Source organism: Pseudomonas serboccidentalis, assembly GCF_028830055.1.
Lineage (GTDB): Bacteria > Pseudomonadota > Gammaproteobacteria > Pseudomonadales > Pseudomonadaceae > Aquipseudomonas > Aquipseudomonas serboccidentalis.
This window is the reverse complement of sequence record NZ_CP101655.1, coordinates 5,690,785-5,716,206: the sequence shown is the minus strand read 5'-3', so window position 1 is coordinate 5,716,206 and position 25,422 is coordinate 5,690,785. Positions and strand designations below refer to the sequence as shown.

At 60.7% G+C, this 25,422-nt stretch carries 29 protein-coding genes; 12 read left to right on the top strand and 17 right to left on the bottom strand.

All coding sequences use genetic code 11. The features are described 5' to 3' along the window. Positions 1–186 precede the first annotated feature (186 nt). The 6 genes from hemA to NN484_RS26020 all read left to right on the top strand — a co-directional run bounded on the left by hemA (position 187) and on the right by NN484_RS26020 (position 5,547). Complete coding sequence (hemA, locus tag NN484_RS26045; protein ID WP_127652400.1) at positions 187–1,473, top strand: glutamyl-tRNA reductase; 1,287 nt, start codon at positions 187–189, stop codon at positions 1,471–1,473. Next, positions 1,470–2,552, top strand: a complete 1,083-nt coding sequence (gene prfA, locus NN484_RS26040) for a peptide chain release factor 1 (protein ID WP_127652399.1) — start codon at positions 1,470–1,472, stop codon at positions 2,550–2,552. Before hemA ends, prfA begins: the two co-directional genes overlap by 4 nt. Continuing rightward, positions 2,553–3,383, top strand: coding sequence for a peptide chain release factor N(5)-glutamine methyltransferase (gene prmC, locus NN484_RS26035; RefSeq protein ID WP_215502385.1), 831 nt, complete (start codon positions 2,553–2,555; stop codon positions 3,381–3,383). Next, on the top strand, positions 3,377–4,132 hold the full coding sequence (locus NN484_RS26030; protein ID WP_274658283.1) for a molybdopterin-synthase adenylyltransferase MoeB: 756 nt from the start codon (positions 3,377–3,379) through the stop codon (positions 4,130–4,132). Before prmC ends, NN484_RS26030 begins: the two co-directional genes overlap by 7 nt. Then, on the top strand, positions 4,125–4,916 hold the full coding sequence (gene murI / locus NN484_RS26025) for a glutamate racemase (protein ID WP_215502383.1): 792 nt from the start codon (positions 4,125–4,127) through the stop codon (positions 4,914–4,916). The genes NN484_RS26030 and murI overlap by 8 nt, the downstream gene beginning before the upstream one ends. Before the next feature lie 112 nt (positions 4,917–5,028). Next, positions 5,029–5,547 (top strand): acyloxyacyl hydrolase, encoded by a 519-nt coding sequence (locus NN484_RS26020; protein WP_127652395.1) that lies wholly within the window; start codon positions 5,029–5,031, stop codon positions 5,545–5,547. Positions 5,548–5,639: 92 nt separating this feature from the next. Here NN484_RS26020 and NN484_RS26015 read toward each other — a convergent pair whose 3' ends face one another. From NN484_RS26015 to NN484_RS25960, 12 genes are all read right to left on the bottom strand, one after another. Then, positions 5,640–5,945, bottom strand: a complete 306-nt coding sequence (locus NN484_RS26015) for a YkgJ family cysteine cluster protein (protein WP_127652394.1) — start codon at positions 5,943–5,945, stop codon at positions 5,640–5,642. 52 nt (positions 5,946–5,997) lie between these two features. Then, complete coding sequence (locus NN484_RS26010; protein WP_215502382.1) at positions 5,998–6,489, bottom strand: DUF2878 domain-containing protein; 492 nt, start codon at positions 6,487–6,489, stop codon at positions 5,998–6,000. Next, positions 6,482–7,747 (bottom strand): SAM-dependent methyltransferase, encoded by a 1,266-nt coding sequence (locus tag NN484_RS26005; protein WP_127652392.1) that lies wholly within the window; start codon positions 7,745–7,747, stop codon positions 6,482–6,484. The genes NN484_RS26010 and NN484_RS26005 overlap by 8 nt, the downstream gene beginning before the upstream one ends. Next, on the bottom strand, positions 7,734–8,549 hold the full coding sequence (locus tag NN484_RS26000; protein WP_215502381.1) for a DUF1365 domain-containing protein: 816 nt from the start codon (positions 8,547–8,549) through the stop codon (positions 7,734–7,736). Before NN484_RS26000 ends, NN484_RS26005 begins: the two co-directional genes overlap by 14 nt. Then, positions 8,546–9,793 carry an NAD(P)/FAD-dependent oxidoreductase gene (locus NN484_RS25995; RefSeq protein ID WP_274658282.1) on the bottom strand — a complete coding sequence of 416 codons (1,248 nt, stop codon included), beginning with the start codon at positions 9,791–9,793 and terminating at the stop codon, positions 8,546–8,548. Before NN484_RS25995 ends, NN484_RS26000 begins: the two co-directional genes overlap by 4 nt. Continuing rightward, positions 9,790–10,572, bottom strand: a complete 783-nt coding sequence (locus NN484_RS25990) for an SDR family NAD(P)-dependent oxidoreductase (protein WP_215502380.1) — start codon at positions 10,570–10,572, stop codon at positions 9,790–9,792. Before NN484_RS25990 ends, NN484_RS25995 begins: the two co-directional genes overlap by 4 nt. Beyond that, on the bottom strand, positions 10,569–10,991 hold the full coding sequence (locus tag NN484_RS25985) for a nuclear transport factor 2 family protein (protein WP_003228136.1): 423 nt from the start codon (positions 10,989–10,991) through the stop codon (positions 10,569–10,571). The genes NN484_RS25990 and NN484_RS25985 overlap by 4 nt, the downstream gene beginning before the upstream one ends. Beyond that, positions 10,984–12,429, bottom strand: coding sequence for a deoxyribodipyrimidine photo-lyase (phrB, locus tag NN484_RS25980; protein ID WP_274658281.1), 1,446 nt, complete (start codon positions 12,427–12,429; stop codon positions 10,984–10,986). Before phrB ends, NN484_RS25985 begins: the two co-directional genes overlap by 8 nt. 11 nt (positions 12,430–12,440) lie before the next feature. Beyond that, the gene (locus NN484_RS25975) at positions 12,441–13,382 is read right to left on the bottom strand and encodes a MerR family transcriptional regulator (protein WP_274658280.1); all 942 of its coding nucleotides are present in this window, start codon (positions 13,380–13,382) and stop codon (positions 12,441–12,443) included. Further along, positions 13,382–14,344 carry a YbgA family protein gene (locus NN484_RS25970; RefSeq protein WP_127652386.1) on the bottom strand — a complete coding sequence of 321 codons (963 nt, stop codon included), beginning with the start codon at positions 14,342–14,344 and terminating at the stop codon, positions 13,382–13,384. Before NN484_RS25970 ends, NN484_RS25975 begins: the two co-directional genes overlap by 1 nt. Before the next feature lie 216 nt (positions 14,345–14,560). Continuing rightward, the gene (locus NN484_RS25965) at positions 14,561–14,776 is read right to left on the bottom strand and encodes a TIGR02450 family Trp-rich protein (RefSeq protein WP_127652385.1); all 216 of its coding nucleotides are present in this window, start codon (positions 14,774–14,776) and stop codon (positions 14,561–14,563) included. Continuing rightward, positions 14,773–15,759, bottom strand: coding sequence for an NAD(P)/FAD-dependent oxidoreductase (locus NN484_RS25960; protein WP_215502375.1), 987 nt, complete (start codon positions 15,757–15,759; stop codon positions 14,773–14,775). The genes NN484_RS25965 and NN484_RS25960 overlap by 4 nt, the downstream gene beginning before the upstream one ends. Before the next feature lie 197 nt (positions 15,760–15,956). Between NN484_RS25960 and NN484_RS25955 the strand changes: the two genes are divergently transcribed. Both NN484_RS25955 and hemH read left to right on the top strand, forming a co-directional pair. Then, positions 15,957–16,859, top strand: a complete 903-nt coding sequence (locus NN484_RS25955; RefSeq protein WP_274658279.1) for a TIGR01777 family oxidoreductase — start codon at positions 15,957–15,959, stop codon at positions 16,857–16,859. A 13-nt stretch (positions 16,860–16,872) separates the two neighbouring features. Beyond that, the gene (gene hemH, locus NN484_RS25950) at positions 16,873–17,898 is read left to right on the top strand and encodes a ferrochelatase (protein WP_274658278.1); all 1,026 of its coding nucleotides are present in this window, start codon (positions 16,873–16,875) and stop codon (positions 17,896–17,898) included. Positions 17,899–18,001: 103 nt separating this feature from the next. Here hemH and NN484_RS25945 read toward each other — a convergent pair whose 3' ends face one another. Both NN484_RS25945 and upp read right to left on the bottom strand, forming a co-directional pair. Continuing rightward, positions 18,002–19,276 carry a uracil-xanthine permease family protein gene (locus tag NN484_RS25945; protein WP_127652381.1) on the bottom strand — a complete coding sequence of 425 codons (1,275 nt, stop codon included), beginning with the start codon at positions 19,274–19,276 and terminating at the stop codon, positions 18,002–18,004. A 2-nt stretch (positions 19,277–19,278) separates the two neighbouring features. Next, positions 19,279–19,917 (bottom strand): uracil phosphoribosyltransferase, encoded by a 639-nt coding sequence (upp, locus tag NN484_RS25940; protein ID WP_064589149.1) that lies wholly within the window; start codon positions 19,915–19,917, stop codon positions 19,279–19,281. A gap of 175 nt (positions 19,918–20,092) precedes the next feature. Here upp and NN484_RS25935 point away from each other — a divergent pair, with 175 nt between their 5' ends. From NN484_RS25935 to NN484_RS25925, 3 genes are all read left to right on the top strand, one after another. Further along, positions 20,093–20,650, top strand: a complete 558-nt coding sequence (locus NN484_RS25935; RefSeq protein ID WP_127652380.1) for a hypoxanthine-guanine phosphoribosyltransferase — start codon at positions 20,093–20,095, stop codon at positions 20,648–20,650. A gap of 133 nt (positions 20,651–20,783) precedes the next feature. Continuing rightward, a complete protein-coding gene (locus NN484_RS25930; RefSeq protein WP_274658277.1) occupies positions 20,784–21,269 on the top strand; it encodes a hypothetical protein in 486 nt (161 codons plus the stop codon). Between the two features lie 63 nt (positions 21,270–21,332). Then, a complete protein-coding gene (locus tag NN484_RS25925; RefSeq protein ID WP_215502371.1) occupies positions 21,333–21,620 on the top strand; it encodes a PA4642 family protein in 288 nt (95 codons plus the stop codon). 148 nt (positions 21,621–21,768) lie between these two features. Here the strand turns inward: NN484_RS25925 and mqo are convergent, their stop codons facing one another. Together mqo and NN484_RS25915 are read right to left on the bottom strand one after the other, a co-directional pair. Beyond that, on the bottom strand, positions 21,769–23,277 hold the full coding sequence (gene mqo, locus NN484_RS25920) for a malate dehydrogenase (quinone) (protein ID WP_274658276.1): 1,509 nt from the start codon (positions 23,275–23,277) through the stop codon (positions 21,769–21,771). Between the two features lie 707 nt (positions 23,278–23,984). Next, positions 23,985–24,218, bottom strand: coding sequence for a hypothetical protein (locus tag NN484_RS25915; protein ID WP_215502369.1), 234 nt, complete (start codon positions 24,216–24,218; stop codon positions 23,985–23,987). A gap of 205 nt (positions 24,219–24,423) precedes the next feature. Between NN484_RS25915 and NN484_RS25910 the strand changes: the two genes are divergently transcribed. Continuing rightward, entirely contained in the window at positions 24,424–25,008 is a 585-nt protein-coding gene (locus NN484_RS25910; protein WP_025109324.1) for a YajG family lipoprotein, read from the top strand. A 179-nt stretch (positions 25,009–25,187) separates the two neighbouring features. On the opposite strand, the gene NN484_RS25905 is transcribed toward NN484_RS25910, so the two are convergent. Next, a complete protein-coding gene (locus NN484_RS25905; RefSeq protein ID WP_027612213.1) occupies positions 25,188–25,394 on the bottom strand; it encodes a hypothetical protein in 207 nt (68 codons plus the stop codon). Positions 25,395–25,422: the final 28 nt, after the last annotated feature.

The window sequence follows — 25,422 nt, the reverse complement described above, 5'->3', positions numbered from 1 at the left end:
GATTCGCAAAACCAGAATCAAAAGATCGCAGCCTGCGGCAGCTCCTACGGGGGGGCGATGTGTACATGAACGAGAATGGATCGCAGCAGGCAGTGGATACAATAAGGGCGATAGATATCCAATAGTTGTTCTGGATCTGACGAAGTAGGACAATTGCCGGCTTCACGTCACCATCAGCGACCTTGAATGGCCTTCCTTGCACTCGGTATTAACCACAAGACTGCTTCAGTAGACGTCCGCGAGCGCGTGGCCTTTACCCCTGAGCAGTTGGTTGAGGCCTTGCAGCAGCTCTGCCGACTCACCGACAGCCGCGAAGCTGCGATCCTCTCCACCTGCAATCGCAGTGAGCTTTATATAGAACAGGACCAGCTTTCAGCTGATCTCGTGCTGCGCTGGCTGGCTGACTATCACCATTTAAGCCTTGATGAGCTGCGCGCGAGTGCCTATGTGCACGAAGATGATGCGGCAGTTCGTCACATGATGCGTGTCGCCTCCGGGCTCGACTCGCTGGTGTTGGGCGAACCGCAGATTCTCGGTCAGATGAAATCGGCCTACGCCGTGGCCCGCGAGGCCGGCACCATCGGCCCGCTGCTGGGACGGCTGTTTCAAGCGACGTTCAATGCCGCCAAACAGGTGCGCACCGATACCGCCATTGGCGAAAACCCGGTGTCCGTGGCGTTTGCCGCGGTCAGCCTGGCCAAACAGATTTTCAGCGACCTGCAACGCAGCCAGGCCCTGCTGATCGGCGCCGGCGAGACCATCACCCTGGTCGCCCGCCATTTGCATGAGCTGGGGGTCAAGCGCATCGTGGTCGCCAACCGTACGCTGGAGCGCGCCAGCCTGCTGGCCGAGCAGTTCGGCGCCCACGCGGTGCTGCTCTCGGACATTCCGGCGGAGCTGGTGCGCAGCGATATCGTGATCAGTTCGACCGCCAGTCAGTTGCCGATCCTCGGCAAGGGCGCGGTGGAAAGTGCGTTGAAGCAGCGCAAGCACAAGCCGATTTTCATGGTCGACATTGCCGTACCGCGAGACATCGAGCCGGAAGTCGGCGAACTCGACGACGTTTACCTCTACAGCGTCGACGATCTGCACGAAGTGGTCGCCGAAAACCTCAAGAGTCGCCAGGGCGCAGCCCAGGCGGCCGAAGAGATGGTTTCGGTCGGCGCCGACGATTTCATGGTGCGCCTGCGAGAGCTGGCGGCGGTCGATGTGCTCAAGGCCTATCGGCAACAGAGCGAACGCCTGCGTGACGAAGAGCTGCAAAAAGCCCTGCGTCTGCTGGCCAACGGCGGCAACGCCGAAGAGGTGCTCGGGCAACTGGCCCGCGGCCTGACCAATAAACTGTTGCATGCGCCCAGCGTGCAACTGAAAAAGCTTTCTGCCGAAGGCCGCCTCGATGCGCTGGCCATGGCCCAGGAACTCTTTGCCCTCGAGGGCTCACCGGATAGCTTTTCGGATAAAAAACCGCAATGAAAGCGTCACTGCTCAATAAGCTGGACATCCTCCAGGACCGTTTCGAGGAACTGACCGCGTTGCTCGGCGACGGCGAAGTCATTTCCGATCAAACCAAATTCCGTGCCTATTCCAAGGAATACGCCGAACTCGAGCCGGTCGTACAAGCGTATAAAAAGCTGCTCGGCGTACAAAGCGATCTTGAAGGCGCGCAGGCGCTGCTCAAGGACAGCGACCCGGACATGCGTGAAATGGCCGTGGAAGAAGTGCGCGAAGCCAAAGAGTTGTTGATCACGCTGGAATCCGACCTGCAACGCATGTTGTTACCCAAGGACCCGAACGACGGGCGCAACGTGTTCCTCGAAATCCGCGCCGGCACCGGTGGCGACGAGGCGGCGATCTTCTCTGGCGACCTGTTCCGCATGTACTCGCGTTACGCCGAACGTCGTGGCTGGCGCGTGGAAATCCTGTCGGAAAACGAAGGCGAACACGGTGGCTATAAAGAAGTCATCGCCCGCATTGAAGGCGACAACGTTTACGGCAAGCTGAAATTCGAATCCGGCGCGCACCGCGTACAACGTGTACCCGCTACCGAATCCCAGGGCCGTATCCACACCTCGGCCTGCACCGTGGCGGTGTTGCCCGAGCCGGACGAGCGCGAAGCCATCGAGATCAACCCGGCGGATTTGCGCGTCGACACCTACCGCTCCTCCGGGGCCGGTGGTCAGCACGTCAACACCACCGACTCGGCGATCCGCATCACCCACATACCGACCGGCACCGTCGTCGAGTGTCAGGAAGAACGTTCCCAGCACAAGAACCGTGCGCGGGCGATGGCGTGGCTGGCGGCCAAGCTCAACGATCAGCAGACCGCTGCGGCGGCCAATGCGATTGCCAGCGAGCGTAAATTGCTCGTCGGTTCCGGTGATCGTTCCGAGCGCATCCGTACTTACAACTTTGCCCAGGGCCGGGTCACAGACCATCGCGTCAACCTGACCCTGTACTCCCTTGACGAAATTCTCGCCGGTGGCGTTGAAGCGGTGATCGAGCCTTTGCTGGCCGAGTACCAGGCCGACCAACTTGCAGCGATAGGTGAATAAATGACCATCATTGCCAGCCTGTTGCGCGCCGCCGAACTGCCGGACTCGCCCACGGCGCGTCTGGATGCCGAGTTGCTGCTGGCGGCGGCACTGGGCAAACCGCGCAGTTTCCTGCACACCTGGCCCGAGCGCATTGTGCCCAGCGAAGCGGTGCTGGTTTTTACCGAGTACCTGCAGCGACGTCGCAGCGGTGAGCCAGTGGCCTACATCCTTGGTCAGCAGGGTTTCTGGAAACTCGACCTGGAAGTCGCGCCGCACACCCTGATTCCGCGTCCCGACACCGAATTGCTGGTAGAGGCCGCGCTGGAGCTGCTGGCGGCAACGCCGGCGACAGTTCTTGATCTGGGCACCGGCAGCGGCGCGATTGCCCTGGCCCTGGCCAGTGAACGCCCGGCGTGGAAGGTCACGGCGGTGGATCGCGTGCTGGAGGCCGTGGCCCTCGCCGAACGCAATCGCCAGCGCTTGAATCTGAGCAACGCCACGGTGCTGAACAGCCACTGGTTCAGCGCTCTCGAAGGCCAGCGCTTCAATCTGATTATCAGCAACCCGCCGTACATCGCTGCCGCCGACCCGCATCTGGTCGAAGGCGATGTGCGCTTCGAACCGGCCAGCGCACTGGTCGCCGGTGTCGACGGGCTCGACGATCTGCGCCTGATCGTCGCCCAGGCCCCGGGCCATCTTGAAGCCGGTGGCTGGCTGATGCTCGAACACGGCTATGATCAAGCCGAGGCCGTGCGCGATCTGTTGCTGACCCACGGTTTCGAAGAAGTCCACAGCCGTACCGATCTGGGCGGCCATCAACGGATCAGCCTGGGGCGTCTGCCGTGCTGAATGATCAGGAATTGCTGCGCTATAGCCGGCAGATTCTGCTGCAACACATCGATATCGACGGGCAACTGAAGCTCAAGGACAGCCGCGTGCTGATCGTCGGCCTTGGCGGTCTCGGCGCGCCGGTTGCGCTGTATCTGGCAGCGGCCGGTGTCGGTGAGCTGCACTTGGCGGATTTCGACACGGTCGATCTGACCAACCTGCAACGCCAGATCATCCATGACACCGACAGCGTCGGCATGAGCAAGGTCGACTCGGCGCTCAAGCGTCTGAGCGCGATCAATCCCGAGATTCAACTGGCTGCCCATCGCCAGGCGCTGGACGCGGACTCGCTGGCCGCCGCGGTGACAGCGGTGGATCTGGTGCTCGACTGCTCCGACAATTTCTCCACCCGCGAAGCGGTCAACGCCGCCTGCGTGGCGGCGCGCAAACCCTTGGTCAGTGGTGCGGCGATTCGCCTGGAAGGGCAGTTGTCGGTGTTTGACCCGCGCCGCCCGGAAAGTCCGTGCTACCACTGCCTGTACGGGCATGGCAGCGAGGCCGAGCTGACCTGCAGCGAAGCCGGTGTGGTCGGGCCACTGGTAGGGCTGGTCGGCAGTCTGCAGGCGCTGGAAGCGTTGAAGGTGCTGGTCGGCTTCGGCGAGCCGCTGGTGGGTCGCTTGCTGCTGATCGATGCGTTGGGCTCGCGCTTCCGTGAATTGCGGGTCAAGCGCGACCCCGGTTGCAGCGTCTGTGGTTCGAACCATGCGTGAAGCACCGATCGCGGTGTTCGATTCCGGTGTCGGCGGCTTGTCGGTATTGGCCGAGATCCAGCGTTTGCTGCCCCATGAGTCACTGCTGTATTTCGCCGATTGCGGGCACATTCCCTACGGCGAGAAATCCCCCGAGTTCATCCGCCAGCGTTGTAACGTGATGGCCGGATTTTTCCGCGAGCAGGGTGCCAAGGCCCTGGTCATTGCCTGCAATACCGCCACGGTGGCGGCTGTTGCCGATCTGCGCCGGGATTTTCCCGACTGGCCGATCGTTGGCATGGAGCCGGCGGTCAAACCCGCTGCCGCCGCCACTCGTAGTGGCGTGGTTGGCGTGCTCGCCACCACCGGCACGTTGCAGAGCGCCAAGTTCGCCGCGTTGCTCGACCGGTTCGCCACGGATGTGCGAGTCATCACCCAGCCGTGTCCCGGTCTGGTTGAGCTGATTGAAAGCGGTGATCTGCACAGCGCCGAGTTGCGCGCATTGCTCAAACACTATGTCGATCCGCTGCTGGCCAACGGTTGCGACACGATCATCCTGGGCTGCACCCACTATCCGTTTCTCAAGCCGATGCTCAAGACGATGATCCCCGAGAGCATCAGTCTGATCGACACCGGTGCCGCCGTTGCCCGCCAATTGCAGCGGCTGCTGGCCGAACGAGACCTGCTCGCCGAGGGGCCGAACCGCCCGGTCAGATTCTGGACCAGCGCCAACCCCGAGTCCTTTCGCAAGACCCTGCCCCTGCTGGGCCAAGTTGCCGGTGACGTCGAAAAATTCACCTTGTAAAAAAAGTGTGAAATATCTAAAAAGTCAGCTGAACTTCTGATCAAACGCTGATTTCTATACGGCTGAGTTACTTAGAAAACCAAACGATCGTTCCGGAAAAGGAAGTTTCAACGTGAAGCGACTATTCTGCTTGGCCGCGATTGCGGCTGCACTGATGGGGCAAAGTTTTACCGCACAAGCGGCAGGCGTCGAGTTTGCGGTGGGTGCGACCAGCGATTCGACGATGACGTATCGCCTGGGCATGAATTTCGATTGGGACAAGAGCTGGCTGCAAAGTGACGTCGGTCGCCTGACCGGTTACTGGAGCGGTGCTTACACCTATTGGGAAGGCGACAAAACTTCCAGCAACAACAGCCTGTCGTTCTCGCCGGTATTCGTTTACGAGTTCGCCGGCCAGTCGGTCAAACCGTATGTTGAAGCGGGGATTGGTGTGGCAGCGTTCTCCAACACCCACTATGAGAACAACAACCTCGGCGGCTCTTTCCAGTTCGAAGACCGTTTCGGTTTTGGTCTGCGCTTTAATGGCGGGCATGAAGTCGGGATTCGTGCAACGCACTATTCCAACGCCGGCCTGGCCAGCAGTAACGATGGTGTAGAAAGCTACTCGCTGCATTACACGATGCCGCTGTAAAAAAGATCAAAAGATCGCAGCCTTCGGCAGCTCCTACAGGAGAAATCATTCCCATGCAGGAGCTGCCGAAGGCTGCGATCTTTTGCTTTAAATCAGCGGTAGGCCGTGGCAATGCCTTTGCGTTCTTCAATGCATTCCGGCGCGCCCATTTCGAATTCGCGACAGATCAGCGGACGTTTCTCGTAGATCGTGCACATCATGCTGTCGCGATCCAGCGCCGCGCACCAGCCGTCGTCCAGACGCAGCATGACTTCTCCGCCCCACTCATCGGTATCGATAAAGCGCTCAGGCACGCCGGTGTCGGTGATCAGCATCACTTCGAGCTGACAGCAGCACGCTGCGCAGGTTGAGCAGGTGACCGCAGGTTCGGCGATTTGATGGTGGGGAATGGTTTTCATGGCGGCAGTGTAAGGCAGTGGCCGTTGGCTGTGTGAAAGGCCTGACAGACGCTCAGTGGCTCAGACGCCGCGCCATGGCATGCAATAACGGAAACAGCAGCGCCCACAGCAGACCGATGCCGATCAGCGTCGGCCATTCGCCGTAAGGAAATTGCACCCCGGCCAGGCGTCCGCCCCCGTAGTAAGACAACGCACCGCCCACCGCACCGAGTGCGCTGGCCAGCCACCATGGCCGGGCGCTCCATTGCAGGCAGTGGCGCAGGGTGGTGGCGAGCAAGGCCCAGAGCAGCATCAGCCACAGCGGAATCAGGGGTGACAGGTCTTGAAATGCGAACACGCCGGCAGCGCGCAATAGGCTGTCCACCGCCGTGCCGACAATCACTACGCTGAGGATCAAACGACCTTCCACCGCCCAACTGCTGATCCAGCCCAGATGGATCACCAGCACCGCCAGCGCCAACAACAACCACAGACTGTTGCCGCCGATGACACAGGCCAGCCAGCCGACCTGAAACAGCACGGCATTGGCCAGTCGCTCAAGCATCGAAGCGCCCGAGCAGCGGCGCGGGCATCGCTGCCGGTTTGGCCAGGAGCAATTGTGCGGTGCCGATGGTGCGTTCCAGGAACCCGCCTTCGCAGTAGCACAGGTAAAACTCCCACAGCCGCAGGAAGTAATCGTCGTAACCCAACTCGCTCAACCGGCCATGGGCGCGCCGGAAGTTCTCGTGCCACAGGCGCAGGGTACGGGCGTAATGCAGGCCGAAATCTTCCATGTGCAGCAGGTTCATGTCGGTGTCACGGCTGACGATCTCCAGCATTTTCTGCACGCAGGGCAGGGCGCCGCCGGGGAAGATGTAACGCTGGATGAAATCGACGCCGCGCCGTGCCTGTTCATAACGCTGCTCGCGGATGGTGATCGCCTGCAACAGCATCAGGCCGTTGCTCTTGAGCAGGTGCGCGCACTGCTTGAAGTAAGTCGGCAGGAAGCGATGACCGACCGCTTCGATCATCTCGATCGATACCAGTTTGTCGTACTCACCGGTGAGGTCGCGGTAGTCCTTGAGCAGCAGCGTCACCCGCTCCTGCAACCCCAGCGCCTCGATGCGCCGGGCGGTAAACGCGTACTGCTCTTTCGACAGCGTCGTGGTGGTGACATGGCAACCGTAATGCTGTGCGGCGTAAAGCGCCATGCTGCCCCAGCCGGTACCGATTTCCAGCAGGTGATCACTGGGTTTGAGCGCGAGTTTCTGGCAGATCCGTTCCAGTTTGTTCAGTTGTGCCTGTTCCAGGCTGTCCTCGGGGGTGAGGAATTGCGCTGCCGAATACATCATGGTCGGGTCGAGAAACTGTTCGAACAGGTCGTTGCCCAGATCATAGTGCGCGGCAATGTTTTTCTGCGAACCCTTGCGCGTATTGCGGTTGAGCCAATGCAAACCTTGCACCAGCGGCCGGCTGAGGCGGGCCAGACCGCCCTCCATCGCATCCAGTACTTCAAGATTGCTGACGAACACCCGCACCACGGCGGTCAGGTCCGGTGAGCTCCAGTAGCCATGAATGAACGCCTCGCCCGCGCCGATCGAGCCGTTGCTGGCGACCATGCCCCAGGCGGCCGGGTCCTGTATGTGGATTTCGCCCAGCAACGCACTGCCCGGAGTACCGAACAGCATTTGTTCGCCGTCCTCGATCAGCAGCAATTGGCCGTGCTTGAGTTGGCCCAATTGGCGCAGCACGCCGCGCCGCAGCAGCGAGCCGGTCAAACCGTTGGTGTTAAAGCGATTGACTGACAGGCTAGAGGATTTCATGGCGCTGCTCCTTGGGCGGCACAGTGGCAGTTTGAAAGCTGCCCTCGGCAGCCTGATGAGCAAAAATCGGTGCGCGCTTGAGCAACAGGCGCAGGGCTTGCCAATAAATCGCCAGAGCGGTTTTCGCGGTCATCCACGGAAAACGCCACAAGTAGCGGTGCAGGCTGCGGCGGTCGAGGGGCTCGCGCTGCAGGTTCAGCGTGGCGTCGAACAGTTTTTGCTCGCCCTGCCAGTCGGCCATGTGCACGCCGAGGTTCTGCGCGGCCGGACTGAAACTCATGCGGTACTCAAGATCGCGCGGCAGGAACGGCGAGACGTGAAAAGCCTTGGCCACCGCGAAGTGCTGGTGAAAGTCCTGCAGATTGACCGGTGCGCGGGCCGGCAGCACGTAGTGATAACGCTCACGCCACGGCGTGTTGGTCACTTCACAGAGGATCGCCGCCAGTTGCCCGTCGGCCTCGTGGCAATAAAAGAAGCTCACCGGATTGAAGGCCAGGCCCCAACTGCGCGGTTGGGTCAGCAGGCAGACTGAACCTTGCGGCTGATGGCCGAGGGCGGCGCCGACCTGTTGGCGCACCGCATCGATCAGGCGCATGCCGCTGCCAGTGAAGGTTTTCAGGTAGTCGGTTTCGCGAAACGAAAACGGCGCAAAGCGGCTGCGACTGGCGAGCGCCGACAGCTCGAACACGGCGTCCTGCTCGGCCAGGTCGAGGTACAGCAGACCGATCCGGTAACGGAATTCATGGCGTCTGGGCGCAAAGCGCCGATGGCCGATCCAGCCACTGTACAGCGCGCTGTTCATAAGCTTTCCCCGAACGCGGCCGCCACGCGTAACGCGCTGACCACGCCGTCCTCATGAAAACCGTTGGCCCAGTAGGCGCCGCAGAAGTGGGTGTGTTGCTGGCCGTCCAGTTCGGCCCAACGGTTCTGTGCCGCTAGCGCCGCGAGGCTGAATTGCGGGTGGGCGTAGGTGTATTTGGCGAGCACCTTGAACGGGCTGATGCCGGCGCTCTGGTTGAGGCTGACACAGAACGTGGTGTCGCTCGCAATCCCCTGCAGGATGTTCATGTCGTAGGTGACGGCCGCATGCGTATGGCCGGCGCCGCTCAAGCGATAGTTCCAACTGGCCCAGGCCAGTTTGCGCGAGGGCAGCAGGCGGGTGTCGGTGTGCAGCACCACTTCGTTGTCGGCGTAGGGCAGGGCACCGAGAATCGTCCGTTCTGCCTGGCTGGGGATGGCCAGCAATTGCAGGGCTTGATCGCTGTGGCAGGCGAGCACCACTTTGTCGAAACGCTCGATGCCGGCCGGGCTGTGGATAACCACGCCGTGCTCGTCGCGATCGATGCGGGTCACCGGGCAACTGAGGCGGATTTTATCGTTGAACGCAGCAGTCAACGGCGCAACATAAGCGCTGGAACCGCCCTCGATCACCTGCCATTGCGGGCGATCACTGACCGACAACAGGCCATGGTTCTTGAAGAACCGCACGAAGAACTGCAGGGGGAAATTGAGCATCTCGGCCATCGACATCGACCAGATCGCCGACCCCATCGGCACGATGTAATGCAGGATGAAGCGTTCGCCATAACCGCCGGCCTTGAGGTAATCGTCGAGCGTGGTGTCGGCGCCGATCCGTTGTTCGGCGAGGTCGTGCTGGGCCTCTTTATTGAAACGCAGGATGTCGCGCAACATGCCCCAGAACCCCGGCGACAGCAGGTTGCGACGCTGGGCGAACAGGCTGTTGAGGTTGTTACCGTTGTATTCCAGGCCCGTGTCCGGGTCGGTCACCGAAAAGCTCATTTCGGTCGGTTTGAACGACACGCCGAGCTGGCCGAGCAAACGGATGAAGTTCGGATAAGTCCAGTCGTTGAACACGATGAAGCCGGTGTCCACGCTGTAGGGGCGGCCATCGACGGTCACCTGCACGGTGTGCGTGTGGCCGCCGACCCAGTCGCTGGCCTCGAACACCGTGACGTCGTGTCGGCGATTGAGCAGGTAGGCGCAGGTCAGGCCCGCGATTCCGCTGCCGACAATGGCGATTTTCACGTTGGATCCCGCAGCGGCGGACTGCTGCGCACCATGCGCTTGCCAATCGCCAGTTGCAGGCGGTCGGGCAGTATCGACAGTGGCCACAACGCCGCCATGAACAGCGCCGGAAAAGCGATTTCCAGAGGGCGATCCTTGAGCTTGGCGAAGATGTGCCGTGCGGCTTTATCCGCAGGCCAGCTCAGCGGCATCGGGAAGTCGTTTCTGGCGGTCAGTGGGGTTTCGACGAAGCCTGGACTGATGATCGTGACATCCATGCCCTCGATGGCGAGATCGATACGCAGCGATTCAAACAGGTAGCGCAGCCCGGCCTTCGACGCGCCATAGGCTTCGGCCCGAGGTAGCGGCAGGTAGGTCACGGAGCTGGCCATCCCGACCAGATGCGGCGTGGTGCCGTTGCGCAGCAGCGGCAGGGCGGCCTCGATGCAGTAACTGCTGGCGAGCAGGTTGGTGCGCACCACGTGTTCGATGATCGACGCGTCGAACTGTCGGGCGTCAACGTACTCGCAGGTGCCGGCATTGAGGATCACGCTGTCGAGCGAGCCCCAGGCCCGTTCGATCTGCTGACCGATTTCGCGCACGGTCTGACTGTTGGTCAAATCGCCCGCCACCACCAGCACTTGCCCCGGATAGCGTTGCGACAGCACTTTGAGCGGTGCCACTTGCCGCGAACTGACGGCCAGATGCGCGCCGCTTTTCAGAATCTCTTCGGCCAGTGCTGCGCCGATGCCACTGCTGGCACCGGTCAGCCAATAACGCCGTGGAGGTGTACGACTCATCCCATTCTCCTTTTCAGCCAAGCGATCACGCGGCCCAATACGGGTAAATGTTCATACAGCATGGCCCCGGCATCGAAGTAGTCCCGGTGGCGATAAACCTTATCGCGCCACAGCAGGTGCGAACACCCGGCGACGCGAATCAATCGGCCACCCGCCAGGCGCGGGTGACGGTAACTCATGACCCAGCGCAGGTAACCTTCACAGTCGCCGATCTGGTCGAAGCCGTGGAAGTCGAAGCGCAGCTCGCTGACGTTGGCGTACAGCTCGCTGAAGTAATGGCGCAGTTGCGCCAGCCCTTGCACTTCATGCAGTGGGTCGGTGAAGTGAATGTCATCGCTGTAAAGCTCGCCCAGACGCTGCAGGTTGTCTTTGTCCAACTCGGCAAACTGGCGGGCGAAGCGGCGCAGGAATTCACTCATGGACCTCTCCCATGGACGAGCGCGACGGCAGATTCTTGAAGGCCGCCAGCGCGCGTTCGCGCGAAGCCCCGAGATTGACGATCGGCGCCGGATAATCCGCAACGCCGAACAGTCCGCCGACGCTGGCCGGGTTGTGTACTTCCTTTTTGTTCAGGCCGGCCAGCTCAGGCAACCAGTGCTTGATGAACAGGCCTTCGCTGTCGAATTTTTCCGATTGGCTCAGCGGGTTGAAAATGCGGAAATACGGTGCCGAATCGGTGCCGGTCGAAGCGCTCCACTGCCAGCCGCCGTTGTTCGCCGCCAGATCGCCGTCGATCAGGTGACGCATGAAAAAACGCTCGCCTTCTCGCCAGTCGATCAGCAGGTTTTTGGTCAGGAACATCGCCACCACCATCCGCAGGCGGTTGTGCATCCAGCCGGTCTCCAGCAGTTGGCGCATGGCCGCATCGATGATCGGCAAACCGGTGCGTGCCTCTTGCCACGCGGCCAGTTCGTCCGGCGCGTTGCGCCAGGCCACGGCCTCGGTTTCCGGGCGAAACGCGCGATGGCGCGAGACCCGTGGATAGCCGACCAGAATGTGCTTGTAGAACTCGCGCCACAGCAGCTCGTTGATCCAGGTCACCGCACCGACCTTGCCGCTGTCGAACTCGCCCTGATTGCTTTGCAGCGCGGCGTGCAGGCATTGGCGCGGCGAGATCACCCCGGCGGCCAGATAGGCCGAGAGTTGACTGGTGCCGGGCTTGGCCGGGAAGTCGCGTTCGCTCTGGTAGTAGTCGATCTGCGCGTCGGCGAAGGTGTCGAGTCGGCGCCGGGCTTGCTGTTCGCCAGCAGGCCACAGGGCGCGTAATGATTCGCTCGGCGCTGCAAAACCTTCGACGGATGCAGGCACCGGATCGCTGTCGATGTTCAGCTTCGCCTGTTTGCCGGGTGCTTTGATCAGCCCGGGCACCGAGCGGTGCAGGCGTTCGTAGCAGACCTTGCGGAACTGGCTGAACACCTGAAAGTAGGTCTCTGTCTTGGTCAGTACCGTGCCGGGCTTGAACAGCAGTTGGTCAAGGTAACTGTGAAAGGCGATGCCTGTGGTTTTCAGGGCCTGGGCAACCGCCGCATCGCGACGGCTTTCGTGGACGCCGTATTCTTCGTTGACGTGCACCGCCTCGACGTTCAGTTGCCGGCAAAGCTCGACTAGCACCACCGGGGCCTGATCCCAATGGTCAGCGGTGCGGATCAGCAACGGGATGTTCCGCTCGCCGAGGGCGCTGCTCAGTTCACGCAGATTGCGCAGCCAGAAATCGACCTTGCACGCGGCATCGTCATGCTCCAGCCACTGCCGTGGGCTCAACAGATACACGGCAACCGTCGGCCCGCGCGCTGCGGCGGCCGCGAGGGCGGTGTTGTCATGTTGGCGCAGGTCGCTGCGCAGCCAGATCAATTGCATCGCGGTTTCCATTAAATCAGCCCACGCTGAACGAGTACCTGATGTGCCGAGAGCGGATCTTCGGCCAGGATCAAATCAGCGATCTCACTTGTTCTTACGGACAACTCGGTCTGGTGGATGCATACCGTTGGTCCGACCAGCATTGTCGGAGCACTGACGCCATGCAGCAGTTTTGGCAGCTGCGCCAGGTTCATCGCCTTGCTGGAATACAGCAGTACGCCACGCGCTTGCAGATGGTCGACCGCCAGTGCCAGTTCTCCGGCCGGTAGCGGCCAGTCGAATACTTGTACCGGGCAGTCGGCACTGCTGATCAGCCACGCGCATAGCCACAGGTGTGGTTCCAGTGGCAGGTCCGAGTGATTGATCAACAGCAGGGGCGCCGCGTGTAACTGTCGATTGTTATGGTAGATGCGTGCGCCGAATTTGCTGCGTAACCACGAATAAAAGAATACCCGCTCCATCTGTGCACCGAACTGGCCCTGCCAGCGCTGCTCGAGTTCGGCCAGCAGCGGCAGCAGCAATTGCTCGCACAAGGTGCGTGGCGGATACAGGGCCATGGCCTGGTTGACGCTGTCGTCGAGGTTGCGCTCGTTGAGCTGGGTTACGGCGTTGAGCAGGGCCTGACGCAGGCGCTGCCAGTCGTTTTCCACCGTTTCGGTAAAGGCTTGCGGGGTGTCGAGCAGCGGTTTGACCTGACTGACCGCCACGCCCCGGTTGAGCCAGGTGAGGATGGTCAGGATCCGTTGCACATGTTCGCTGGAGTACAGGCGATGGCCCTTGGGTGTGCGTTGCGGCACGATCAGCCCGTAACGGCGCTCCCAGGCGCGCAGGGTGATGGCGTTGACGCCCGTCTGGCGCGCGACTTCACGGATCGGCAGCCAGCCCTCGTCGAGGGCTTTCTTGAAGTCGGCGCCGAGGTCTTCCCGGGCGCTGGTGTCGAGGGTCTCGTTCATCAAATGGCGTTTCGCAGGCTGAGGTTTTCCGGATGCGGCTGCAGGTACACCTGTTGCGCAATGTACGGATCCGGGTGTTGCCGAAAATGATGCTTGAGCAACGTCAACGGCACCACCAGCGGCACGATGCCGTGGCGGTACTGGCCGATGACATGCAGCACTTCCTGTTTGTCTTCGCTGCTGATTGCTTGCTTCAGATAACCGCTTATATGTTGCAGCACATTGCTGTGGGTACGGCGGGTGGCGCATTTCTTCAACGCCCCCATCAGCTCGCTGAAGTAGCGCGGGCCGAGTTCGACCGGATCGGTCTGGCCCATGTTGCCCAGCAGTTTGCCCAGCGCCTTGTACTGCTCCGGGTTGTGGGCCATCAGCAGGTATTTGTAACGCGAGTGGAATTCGGTCAGTGCGCGGCGGCTCAAGCCTTGTGCGAGCACCTGTTGCCAGGCGCTGTAGGCGAGTACGCGGGTGATGAAATTTTCCCGCAGCACCGGGTCGTTGAGGCGTCCGGCTTCTTCCACCGGCAGGTCCGGGTGTCGGGCACAGAACGCCTGGGCATAGATGCCCCGACCGCCGCCGTTCACCGGGGCGCCGTTGGCGTGATAGACCTTGACCCGTTCCAGACCGCACGACGGCGATTGCTGCATGAAGATGTAGCCGCAGATGTCATTGAGCTCGCCGGCCATTTTCTGCCCATAGGTGGCCAACGGTTCAGTGACATTGACTTGCGGGTTGACGGTGCCGACGGCTTCGGGAGTGTCCGGATCCCCGACCAGCCGGATCGGCTCGCGAGGGATGCCCAGGCCAATGGCGACTTCGGGGCATACCGGGACGAATTCGAAATACTCGGCAAGGGTGCGGCTGCACAGCCGCGATTCCTTGTGCCCACCGTTGTAGCGCACTTCGGCGCCCATCAGGCAGGCGCTGATGGCGATTTTGGGCCGGGAGACAGAAAGGTCGGACATGTACACCTCGAATCTATTCCTGTACAGGATGTTATTTCTGTACAACTTTTAACAGCATAGATTCATGCGTGTACAAGTCAAATGATTTGTATAAGTTTTTGCGAGTGTCCACTAACCTTCTGTAGGAGTGAGGCTGCTCGCGATAGCGGTGTGACATTCAGCCTTTGCGCCGGCTGGCACTCAGTTATCGCGAGCAGGCTCACGCCTGCAGGGTTGCTATTGCCAGCCCAGTAGCCAGTGATCGTTATTCTTCAGCGTCTGCCAATCGATGCGTTCGGCGCGTTTGGTCAACACCGCCTGCAACTCGATCTCCAGCACCGTCCCTTCATCGTCGCGGAACAGTTCGGTTACCAGAAAATGTTTTTCGCGGTTTTGCGGGTGGGCTGCTGTCCACTTCGACAGCAGCAGTTTTTGCGGGTTGAGGCGGTTCACTGCAGGTGTTCGTGCAAGCGGCGCGCGGCTTCCTGGCCGCTGAGCCAGGCCCCTTCGACGCGCCCGGACAGGCACCAGTCGCCGCAGGCGTACAGGCCCAGATCGGCATCGGCCAGCGTGCCCCATTCGTGGCCGCTCGCCGGGCGTGCGTAGAGCCAGCGGTGGGCGAGGCTGAAGGTCGGGGCGGGCATGGCGCTGTGCAGCAGTTCGGCGAACGCGCCGTGCAGTTGTTCGATCACCGCTTCCTTGGGCAGGTCGATGTGTTGCCGGCTCCAGGCGCTGCTGGCGTGCAGCACCCAGGTATCGCATGTGGTGTCGCGCCCCGGTTTGCTGCGGTTGCGCGCCAGCCAGTCGAGCGGGCTGTCCTGCACGAAGCAACCTTCGATCGGTGTATCCAGTGGCGTGTCGAAGGCGAGGGCGACGGCCCAGGTCGGGTCCATCTTCACTCCGGCGGCCGCACCGGCGAGTTTCGGTGCGGCGGCCAGCAAGGCAGTGGCCTGCGGTGCCGGGGTGGCGATCACCACATGGCTGAAGGGGCCGTGGGTGAAACCTTCGGCGTCTTGCAGGTGCCAGTGTTCTTCACCGCGAAAGACTTCGGTGATGCGGCAGGCGAAGTGCACTTCCAGACCGTTGAGCAAACCCCGGGTGATCGCGCTCATGCGCGGCGTGCCGACCCAGCGGGTCTGCTCGTCCGGCGACAGATTCAACTGGCCGCCCTGAAAGGTGTAGAGCTGCGGTTGCCATTCGGCGACCCAGCCCAGACTTTGCCAACGTTGCACTTCGGTGACGAAGCGCCGGTCGCGGGCGGTGAAGTATTGCGCGCCCATGTCCAGCGAACCGGCGTCGCTGCGTTTGCTCGACATGCGTCCGCCGCTGCCGCGGCTTTTGTCGAAGAGCTGGACGGTATGTCCGGTCTCTGTCAGCGCCTGGGCGGCGGAGAGTCCGGCGATGCCGGTGCCGATGATTGCGATAGGTACAGTCATAGGGGCCTCGTTTACCTTTCTGTACAGACTACGCCGTGAATGAAACCTGTACAATTTTGTTTTTTGGTATAACTTCTAGCGTTCTCGTTCTGACAGCTTGGCCTATGGTTAAACAATAGAGCCTGCCCGATAGAAAAGATCCCTGCTTATAAAAATAGACTAGTGATCCGGGTAAAACGCCACGCGAGGAAGATGTCATGCACATATTGCTGACCGGCGGTACTGGTTTGATAGGACGTCAGCTCTGCCGGCACTGGTCGGGGCAGGGTCATCAACTGACGGTGTGGAGTCGGCGTCCGGAAAAAGTCGCGCAAATCTGTGGTGCTCAGGTGCGCGGTATTGCGCGTCTAGAGGACCTCGGTGATGAGTCGCTGGACGCGATCATCAACCTGGCCGGAGCGCCGATTGCTGATCGGCCATGGACCCATCGGCGCAAGGCGTTGTTGTGGAGCAGCCGCATCACCCTGACCGAATCCCTGCTGGCCTGGCTGGAAACACGCGAACAGAAACCGGCGTTGCTGATTTCCGGTTCGGCCATCGGCTGGTACGGTGATGGTGGTGAGCGCGAGCTGACGGAAGATTCGCCGCCGGTGATCGACGATTTCGCCAGCCAGTTGTGCATTGCCTGGGAGGAAACCGCCCAGCGTGCCGAAGCGTTGGGCATCCGCGTGGTACTGGTGCGTACCGGGCTGGTGCTGTCGGCCGACGGCGGCTTTTTGTCGCGGTTGTTGCTGCCGTTCAAACTCGGCCTGGGCGGGCCTCTGGGCAATGGCCGGCAGTGGATGCCATGGATTCATATCGAAGATCAAATCGCCCTGATTGATTTTCTTCTGCACCGCAATCAGGCGAGCGGTCCTTATAATGCCTGCGCGCCGAAACCGGTGCGCAATCGCGAGTTTGCCAAGACGCTGGGCAGCGTATTGCACCGTCCGGCGTTCATGCCGATGCCGGCGCTGGCGCTGAAAGTCGGGCTTGGCGAAATGTCATTGCTGTTGCTGGGCGGCCAACGGGCCATGCCGGCACGCTTGCTGGAAGCGGGTTTCACTTTCCAGTTCACGGATTTGCGCGCGGCCCTGGATGATCTCTCCGGCCGCCTTTGAAATAGGACGATGCATGACCGATCACGCCTTGCTTCTGGTCAACCTGGGTTCCCCGGCCTCCACCTCGGTGGCCGATGTTCGCAGCTACCTCAATCAATTTCTGATGGACCCGTACGTGATCGACCTGCCATGGCCGGTGCGGCGTCTGTTGGTGTCGCTGATCCTGATCAAGCGTCCCGAGCAATCGGCCCATGCCTACGCCTCGATCTGGTGGGAGGAGGGCTCGCCGCTGGTGGTGCTCAGCCGCCGTCTGCAACAGCAGATGGTCTCGCAGTGGAGCCATGGCCCGGTGGAACTGGCCATGCGTTATGGCGAGCCGTCGATTGAGACGAAGTTGCTGCAATTGGTCGCTGCGGGGCACAAGCGCATCACCCTGGCACCGCTTTATCCACAGTTCGCCGACAGCACCACCACCACGGTGATCGAAGAAGCCAAACGGGTGATCCGCGAGAAGAAACTCGATGTACAGCTCTCGGTGCTGCAACCGTTCTATGATCAGCCGGAATACCTCGACGCCTTGGTCGCCAGTGCCAAACCGCATTTGCAGCAGGACTACGATCACTTGCTGCTGAGCTTCCACGGCTTGCCGGAGCGGCACCTGACCAAGCTCGATCCGACCGGTTATCACTGCTTCAAAAACGAGGATTGCTGCAAGAATGCTTCGCCGGCAGTCCTCGCGACCTGTTACCGCGCCCAGTGCTTGCGCACGGCGGCGGAGTTCGCCAAGCGCGCGGGCATCGCCGATGGCAAATGGTCGGTGTCGTTTCAGTCGCGGCTGGGGCGGGCCAAGTGGATCGAACCCTACACCGAGGCGCGGCTCGATGAGCTGGCGAAAAGCGGGTTGAAAAAGATTCTGGTGATGTGTCCGGCGTTTGTCGCCGATTGCATCGAGACTCTGGAAGAGATCGGTGATCGCGGCAAGGAGCAGTTCCGCGAAGCGGGGGGCGAGGAGTTGGTACTGGTGCCGTGCCTGAATGACGACCCGCAATGGGCGAAGGCGTTGGCGACCCTGTGCGAGCGAGCGCCACTGGCCCTCTAAAAGCAAATCGCGAGCAGGCTCACTCCTACAGGTATTGCGTTGACCTTGTAGGAGTGAGCCTGCTCGCGATAGCTATCTGTCAGGCAATAAAAATCTTCAGGCCTTAAATCAGCGGCTCATCCGCCTTCTTGTTCTTCCAGCCATCATTGCCCGGCAGAATCAGGTTCAGCGCAATCGCCACCACCGCGCACAGCGCGATGCCTTTGAGGCCGAAGTCGTCCGGACCGGTGCCGGTGCCGACCAGCACACCGCCGATACCGAATACCAGGGTCACCGACACGATCACCAGATTGCGCGCTTCGCCCAGATCGATCTTGTGACGGATCAGGGTGTTCATCCCCACTGCGGCGATCGAACCGAACAACAGGCACAGAATCCCGCCCATCACCGGCACCGGAATACTTTGCAGCAGCGCACCGAACTTGCCGATGAACGCCAGGGTGATGGCGAAGATCGCCGCCCAGGTCATGATTTTCGGGTTGTAGTTCTTGGTCAGCATCACCGCGCCGGTCACTTCGGCGTAGGTGGTGTTCGGCGGGCCGCCAAACAGGCCGGCGGCCGTGGTGGCGATGCCGTCACCCAGCAGAGTGCGATGCAGACCAGGCTTCTTCAGGTAGTCACGACCGGTCACGCTACCCACGGCAATCACGCCGCCAATGTGCTCGATCGCCGGCGCCAGAGCCACGGGGACGATGAACAGGATCGCCTGCCAGTTGAACTCGGGGGCGGTGAAGTGCGGCAGCGCAAACCATGGCGCTGCGGCAATCTTCGCGGTATCGACCACGCCGAAGTAGAACGACATGGCAAAACCGACCAGCACACCGGAAATGATCGGTACCAGACGGAAGATGCCTTTGCCGAACACCGCCACGATCAACGTGGTCAGCAGCGCCGGCATCGAGATCAACATTGCGGTCTGGTAGTGGATCAGCTCGGAACCGTCGCCAGCCTTGCCCATCGCCATGTTCGCGGCAATCGGCGCCATGGCCAGGCCAATCGAAATGATCACCGGACCAATCACCACTGGCGGCAGCAGACGGTCAATGAAACCGGTGCCTTTGATCTTCACGGCAAGGCCCAGGAAGGTGTAGACGAAACCGGCCGCCATCACGCCGCCCATGGTCGCGGCGAGGCCGAACTGGCCCTTGGCGAGAATGATCGGGGTGATGAACGCAAAGCTCGACGCCAGGAACACCGGCACCTGACGCCCGGTGACGATCTGGAACAGGATCGTCCCCAGACCTGCAGTAAACAGTGCCACGTTCGGGTCCAGGCCCGTGATCAGCGGCATCAGCACCAGGGCGCCGAAAGCCACGAACAGCATCTGGGCGCCGGACAGCACCGTGCGCCAGAGCGGATCGTTGAACTCTTGCTGCATGCTCACGCGTCCTTCTGCTTGGTACCGAAGATCTTGTCACCGGCATCGCCAAGCCCTGGGATGATGTAACCGTGTTCGTTCAGACGTTCATCGATGGAGGCGGTATAGATGGTCACGTCCGGGTGAGCCTTTTCTACGGCAGCAATGCCTTCCGGCGCGGCGACCAGCACCATGGCGCGGATGTCCTTGCAACCGGCCTTTTTCAGCAGGTCGATGGTCGCAACCATGGAACTGCCGGTGGCGAGCATCGGGTCGATGATCATCGCCAGGCGTTCGTTGATTTCCGGTACCAGTTTTTCCAGATAGGTGTGCGCTTGCAGGGTTTCTTCGTTGCGGGCGACACCCACAGCGGAAACCTTGGCGCCCGGGATCAGGCTCAGCACGCCTTCCAGCATGCCGATACCGGCGCGCAGGATCGGCACGACGGTGATCTTCTTGCCGGCGATTTTCTCCACCGACACTGTGCCGCACCAACCTGGAATATCGTAGGTTTCCAGGGGCAGGTCTTTTGTAGCTTCATAGGTCAACAGGGCGCCGACTTCCTGAGCAAGCTCACGGAAGTTCTTGGTGCTGATGTCAGCGCGGCGCATCAGGCCGAGTTTATGGCGGATCAGCGGATGGCGGATCTCGAGGATGGGCATGGAAAAACTCCGGCGGCGGGCAAAAAAACCGGCCTAGATTAATCTATCCGAGGGTGATGTCCTATAGGACATACAGTACGTTAGTCCATAAGAGCTTGATTCGGTCCTGCGAGATGCGTACCTTTGCCCGCTTTTCGCAACCATGTCCCCCCACATTCCCCCCCTGGAGAGCGCCATGTCCGCTGATCTCGAGCATATCCGTCAAATCATGCGAGAGGCTGACTGCCTGTACACCGAAGCTGAAGTCGAGGCCGCCATCGCCCGCGTCGGTGCACAAATCAACGAACAACTGGCCGAGACCAATCCGGTGGTGTTCTGCGTGATGAACGGCGGGCTGATTTTCTCCGGCAAGCTGCTGACTCATCTGCAGTTCCCGCTGGAAGCGTCCTACCTGCACGCCACCCGTTATCGCAACGAAACCAGCGGTGGCGACCTGTTCTGGAAGGCCAAGCCGGAAGTCTCGTTCATCGACCGCGACGTGCTGATCATCGACGACATCCTCGATGAAGGTCACACCCTGGGCGCGATCATCGACTTCTGCAAACACGCCGGCGCGCGCAAAGTGCACACCGCCGTGCTGATCGACAAGGATCACGACCGCAAGGCGCGTCCTGACCTGAAAGCAGACTTCGTCGGCCTGCCGTGTATTGACCGCTACATCTTCGGTTACGGCATGGACTACAAAGGCTACTGGCGCAACGCCAACGGGATCTTTGCCGTTAAAGGCATGTAAGCAAGATCAAAAGATCGCAGCCTTCGGCAGCTCCTACAGGGGATTGATGTAAACCTGTAAGAGCTGCGGAACGCTGCGATCTTTTGCTTTTAATCCCATGCTAGAGTGCCCGGCCCCGCCTCCGGAGCCTGTCATGAGCCTTCTGATCCGCAGCCTTGCCGCCCTGTTGCTGACCCTCAGCCTGCCTCTGGCCGCCGCCCCGGCGCCGATGCACAGTCAATTTCTGCCGCCGGACGACCTGACCCTGCGCGATGCCGAACCCGAACAGCAACAATTGCTGCAGGTCACTGACTATTCCGTGGTGATCGGCGCGCAACGCCAGTCCAGCCAGCAGCCGATTCCGGTCACTTCACCGCTGATGATTCGCCTCAAGGGCAAGTCGCTGAACAAGGGCGCGACCATCACCCAGGTATTGCTCAACTTCGATGGCGAAAGCAAAAGCCTGAAAAAGCCGGTCTATGACGACAAGAGCAAAACCCTGACGCTGTATTACCCGCTGGCGCAGTACCGGGTGGTGATCGATCTGCTGCGCAACGACACCGTGTATGTGCAGTTCCTCAGTTACGCCAACGGCCATATCTGGGCGGATTTGCACACCGGGGCCGTTCGATCGCGTTGAGCCCGGCGCCCGGGCAGGGGTAAACTGCCCGCCCCGTGTAATGTCTACGAGCTGGAGTCGGCAATGCGTAAAGATAAGAAACAGGTGATTGGTGACGAGATCGGCGATGAGCAGATCAAGCTGTTCCTCGATTTCGAGCCGATCGACGCCACTTCGCCGTCGCTGCACAAACTGGTCAAGGCTTACCGTGGCCTGCGCATTGATGACTTCGAGCGCTTCCTGGGCTTCTTCGTTGAAGCTGGCTATGACGTCGATGGCAAGGACGAGCAGGGCCAGACGTTTGTTGACCAGATCAAGGATCAGCGAAATGCGGCCGAGTACATTGAGCTGATAGAAAAAGCTCGCGGCTAAGATCAAAAGATCGCAGCCTTCGGCAGCTCCTACAGGTTGAACACAAACCTTGTGTAGGAGCTGCCGAAGGCTGCGATCTTTTGCTTTTCAAGGCCATAAAAAAACGCCCCGCACTCACTGAGTACGGGGCGTTTTTCATGCCGCGAGATCAAGCGAAGCTTGGGGTCTCGCTGCTTTCTTCAACCAGTTCCAGAGCGATGTTGTTCTGCGTGTTGATCTTGCGGTACAGCGCAGCATCGGTTTCCAGGACTTTCTCGCGGGCCGGGAAGATCTCTGCCAGTTTGGCAGCCCACTCACCCTTGGCCTTGGTCGGGAAGCATTTCTCGATCAGTTCCAGCATGATCGAAACGGTTACCGAAGCACCTGGCGAAGCGCCGAGCAGGGCGGCGAGGGAGCCGTCTTTCGCCGCGACCAGTTCGGTACCGAATTGCAGGACGCCGCCCTTTTTCGGGTCTTTCTTGATGATCTGTACCCGCTGGCCGGCCACTTCCAGGCGCCAGTCTTCGGCTTTCGCCTCCGGGTAGAAGCGGCGCAGGGAGTCCAGGCGCTGCTCCATCGATTGCATCACTTCGCTGACCAGATACTTGGTCAGGTCCATGTTGTTCTTTGCCACCGCCAGCATCGGCCCGATGTTACCGGCGCGAACCGACAGCGGCAGGTCCATGAAGGAGCCGTGCTTGAGGAACTTGGTGGTGAAACCGGCGTATGGCCCGAACAGCAGGGATTTCTTGCCGTCGACCACGCGGGTGTCCAGGTGCGGCACGGACATTGGCGGCGAACCCACGGCAGCCTGGCTGTAGACCTTGGCCTGGTGCTGTTTGACCACTTCCGGGTTGTCGCAACGCAGCCACTGGCCGCTGATCGGGAAGCCGCCGAAGCCTTTGCTTTCTTCGATGCCCGAAGCCTGCAGCAGCGGCAGGGCCGCGCCACCGGCGCCGAGGAAGACGAACTTGGCGTCGACTTCACGGCTGTTGCCGCTGTTGACGTCCTTGATGCTGACGGTCCAGCCGCTGCCGTTACGCTTGAGGCCGGTCACGCGCTTGCAGTATTTGACCTGGGTGTCGGGAGCGCTGGTCAGGTGCTTGAGCAACTGATTGGTCAGGGCGCCGAAGTTGACGTCGGTGCCGTTCATCACGCGGGTGGCGGCCAGCACTTCATCCGGCGAGCGGCCCGGCATCATCAGCGGCATCCACTCGGCCATCTTGGCCTTGTCTTCGGTGTATTCCATGTCGGCGAAGGCGTGGTGCTTGCTCAGTACGTTGAAGCGTGACTTGAGGAAGGATACGCCGCTGTCGCCCTGGACGAAGCTCAGGTGGGGCACCGGGCTGATGAAGGATTTGCACGAGCCGAAGGTGCCTTTTTTGGCCAGGTACGACCAGAACTGCTTGGACACTTCGAACTGGGTGTTGATGTGCACGGCTTTCTTGATGTCGACGCTGCCGTCGGCCGCCTGCGGCGTGTAGTTCAGCTCGCACAGGCCGGCGTGGCCGGTACCGGCGTTGTTCCACGGGTTGGAACTCTCCGCCGCACCGGAATCCATCAGCTCGACGACTTCCAGCTTGATCGCCGGGTCGAGCTCTTTGAGCAGTACTGCCAGGGTGGCACTCATGATGCCGGCCCCAACCAGAACTACGTCGACTGCTTCGTTATGCGCCATTTAACGCGTCTCCAAAATCTGCAGCACCAAATTGTCGGCATGGCTGCCAGGGAGTGACGGGGCAGGTCAGTTGCGCCCCAGATACCCATGGCCAGGTTCGCCATGTCCGAATCTTCGCAATTTTTCGCAACTTCGACGGATGCATGCGGCCTGGCTTCAAGAGTCACATGAACTCATTTCAGCACGCGGCTGGCAATTCGACTTATGGTCGAGACATCCGTTTTGTGCAACCAAATCCGTAGCGGACAGGCTTCAGGCTCCGATGTTCGAGGTATCCCCGGTCCTGTGTCGTTGGGCTGTTTCAGACGCTAATGGTGCATGTTCAGACGCAAAACTATTCATTTGCTCGCCACACTCTTGTGAAGTTGTGAAAACCCGTTTTTTTCACGCTCTTTTGAAGACGTGAACCTCAAAAAAGGGCTGTCCCAGCCTGGCACCGTGCCCGCAAGGGCAAAACAACGCGGTGGCCGAGCGTATGACAGCTCTGCAGATTCGCGAAAAGCGGGGTTTTGCCGGAAGAACAGGCAAGCGCGCCAACTTCACTCGATCTGTGTGGGCGGCTCTCTGTGGGCGATTTTGAGTGCCAATGCCGGGGCATTGACGATGTTGCGGGGCCCGATCAGGAGACGTCCTTATAATCGGGGGGAGATTGTATCGAAGAAATGCGGGCAGTTGGTCGAGTTTAATGACTTTTATTAAGCATCCGGTCAGATGCTCAACATCGCCTGGGCACGTGCGCGAGGCTGTGGCTCGATGACCCGGGCGCTGGCCGGCAGCGGCTGGTGCAGCCAGTTGAGGCGGATTTCTTCGATTTCCACCCAACCGTCGCCCATTGGCTTGAGGCTGCACTGTTTGAAGGCCTGGCAGTGACCGTTGCGATCGAGCAGGGCAAAGCTGCGGTGCAGCGGGCGTGGGGCAAACAACGAGATCAGATAACGCATGGCCGAGTACCTTGTGGGAGGACTGGCTTGAAGCTTGCCAAGCGGCCGTGACGCCAAGGTGTATGGGCGGTGAACAATCTGTGACAGGAACCGCTTTGCCAAGGGGTTGTCAGACATTTCAGTATTCACTGTCGAGTGCTGGTTACCCACAGTGGCCCACCGCTATACTGCCGGCCTGTTTGTGCCTGATTCTGGAGAAAAGAGCATGTTGCAACGCCTGTTGTTCGGTTTGATCACTGTGACCAGTTTGACCCTGGTTGGCTGCGCCCACAGCCCGCAACAACTGAGCCCGGAACCGAAGCTGACCACGCAGCTGGCGCCGGTCGGCCATGGCCAGCAAGTGGTGGTGCGCGTGGTTGACGGTCGTCCGTCGCCAACCCTCGGCACCCGTGGTGGCCTGTACCCGGAAACCAGCGCCATCACCGTACAGCGCGAGCAGATCCTGCCGAAGTTGCAGGCTCAGGCCGAAGCCGCCGTGCGTCTGCTCGGCTTCACCCCGACCAGCAACGCGATGAACGCGCCGCAGTTGACCGTGACCCTGACCGAGCTGAAGTACCAGTCGCCGAAAGAAGGCATGTACGTGACCGAGGCCACCATCGGCGCGACCTTCCGTTCCGACGTGCAGAGCGGCAACCGTCGCTACAGCGGCCGCTACGGCGCTTCGCTGGACCAGCGTTTCGGCATGGCGCCGAACCAGGAAACCAACACCAAGCTGGTCAGCGACGTGTTGAGCGACGCCTTGACCCGTCTGTTCAAGGACCCGACCGTGGGTCAGATCCTCGCCGAGTAAGCTTTTCGGCGGCTGTAAAAAAGCCCGGGGCCAGCGATGGCCCCGGGCTTTTTCATGGCCACTGATTCCCCGCGAATCCCCTGTAGGAGCTGCCGAAGGCTGCGATCTTTTGATCCTGTTTTTAACAATCAAAGTCAAAAGATCGCAGCCTTCGGCAGCTCCTACTGTGGCAGTGTTGTTCAGGCGGCTTGTGAATAGAAGTCGAGAACACTCACGCCCGTCAGCAGATCAGTCTCCGGCAAATCCGCGTGCTGATGCCCGCCGAGGGCGCAATACACCAGCCAGTGGCGGTCCTGGACATTGAAGGCGAGGCTGCCGACGAGGCTCTGTTGTTCGTCGGTCGGGGTGATGAGGTACAGACGATCCTGGTTTTCTGCGTGAAGCATGTCGCGTTCCATGTGTGTTTCGAGGCGC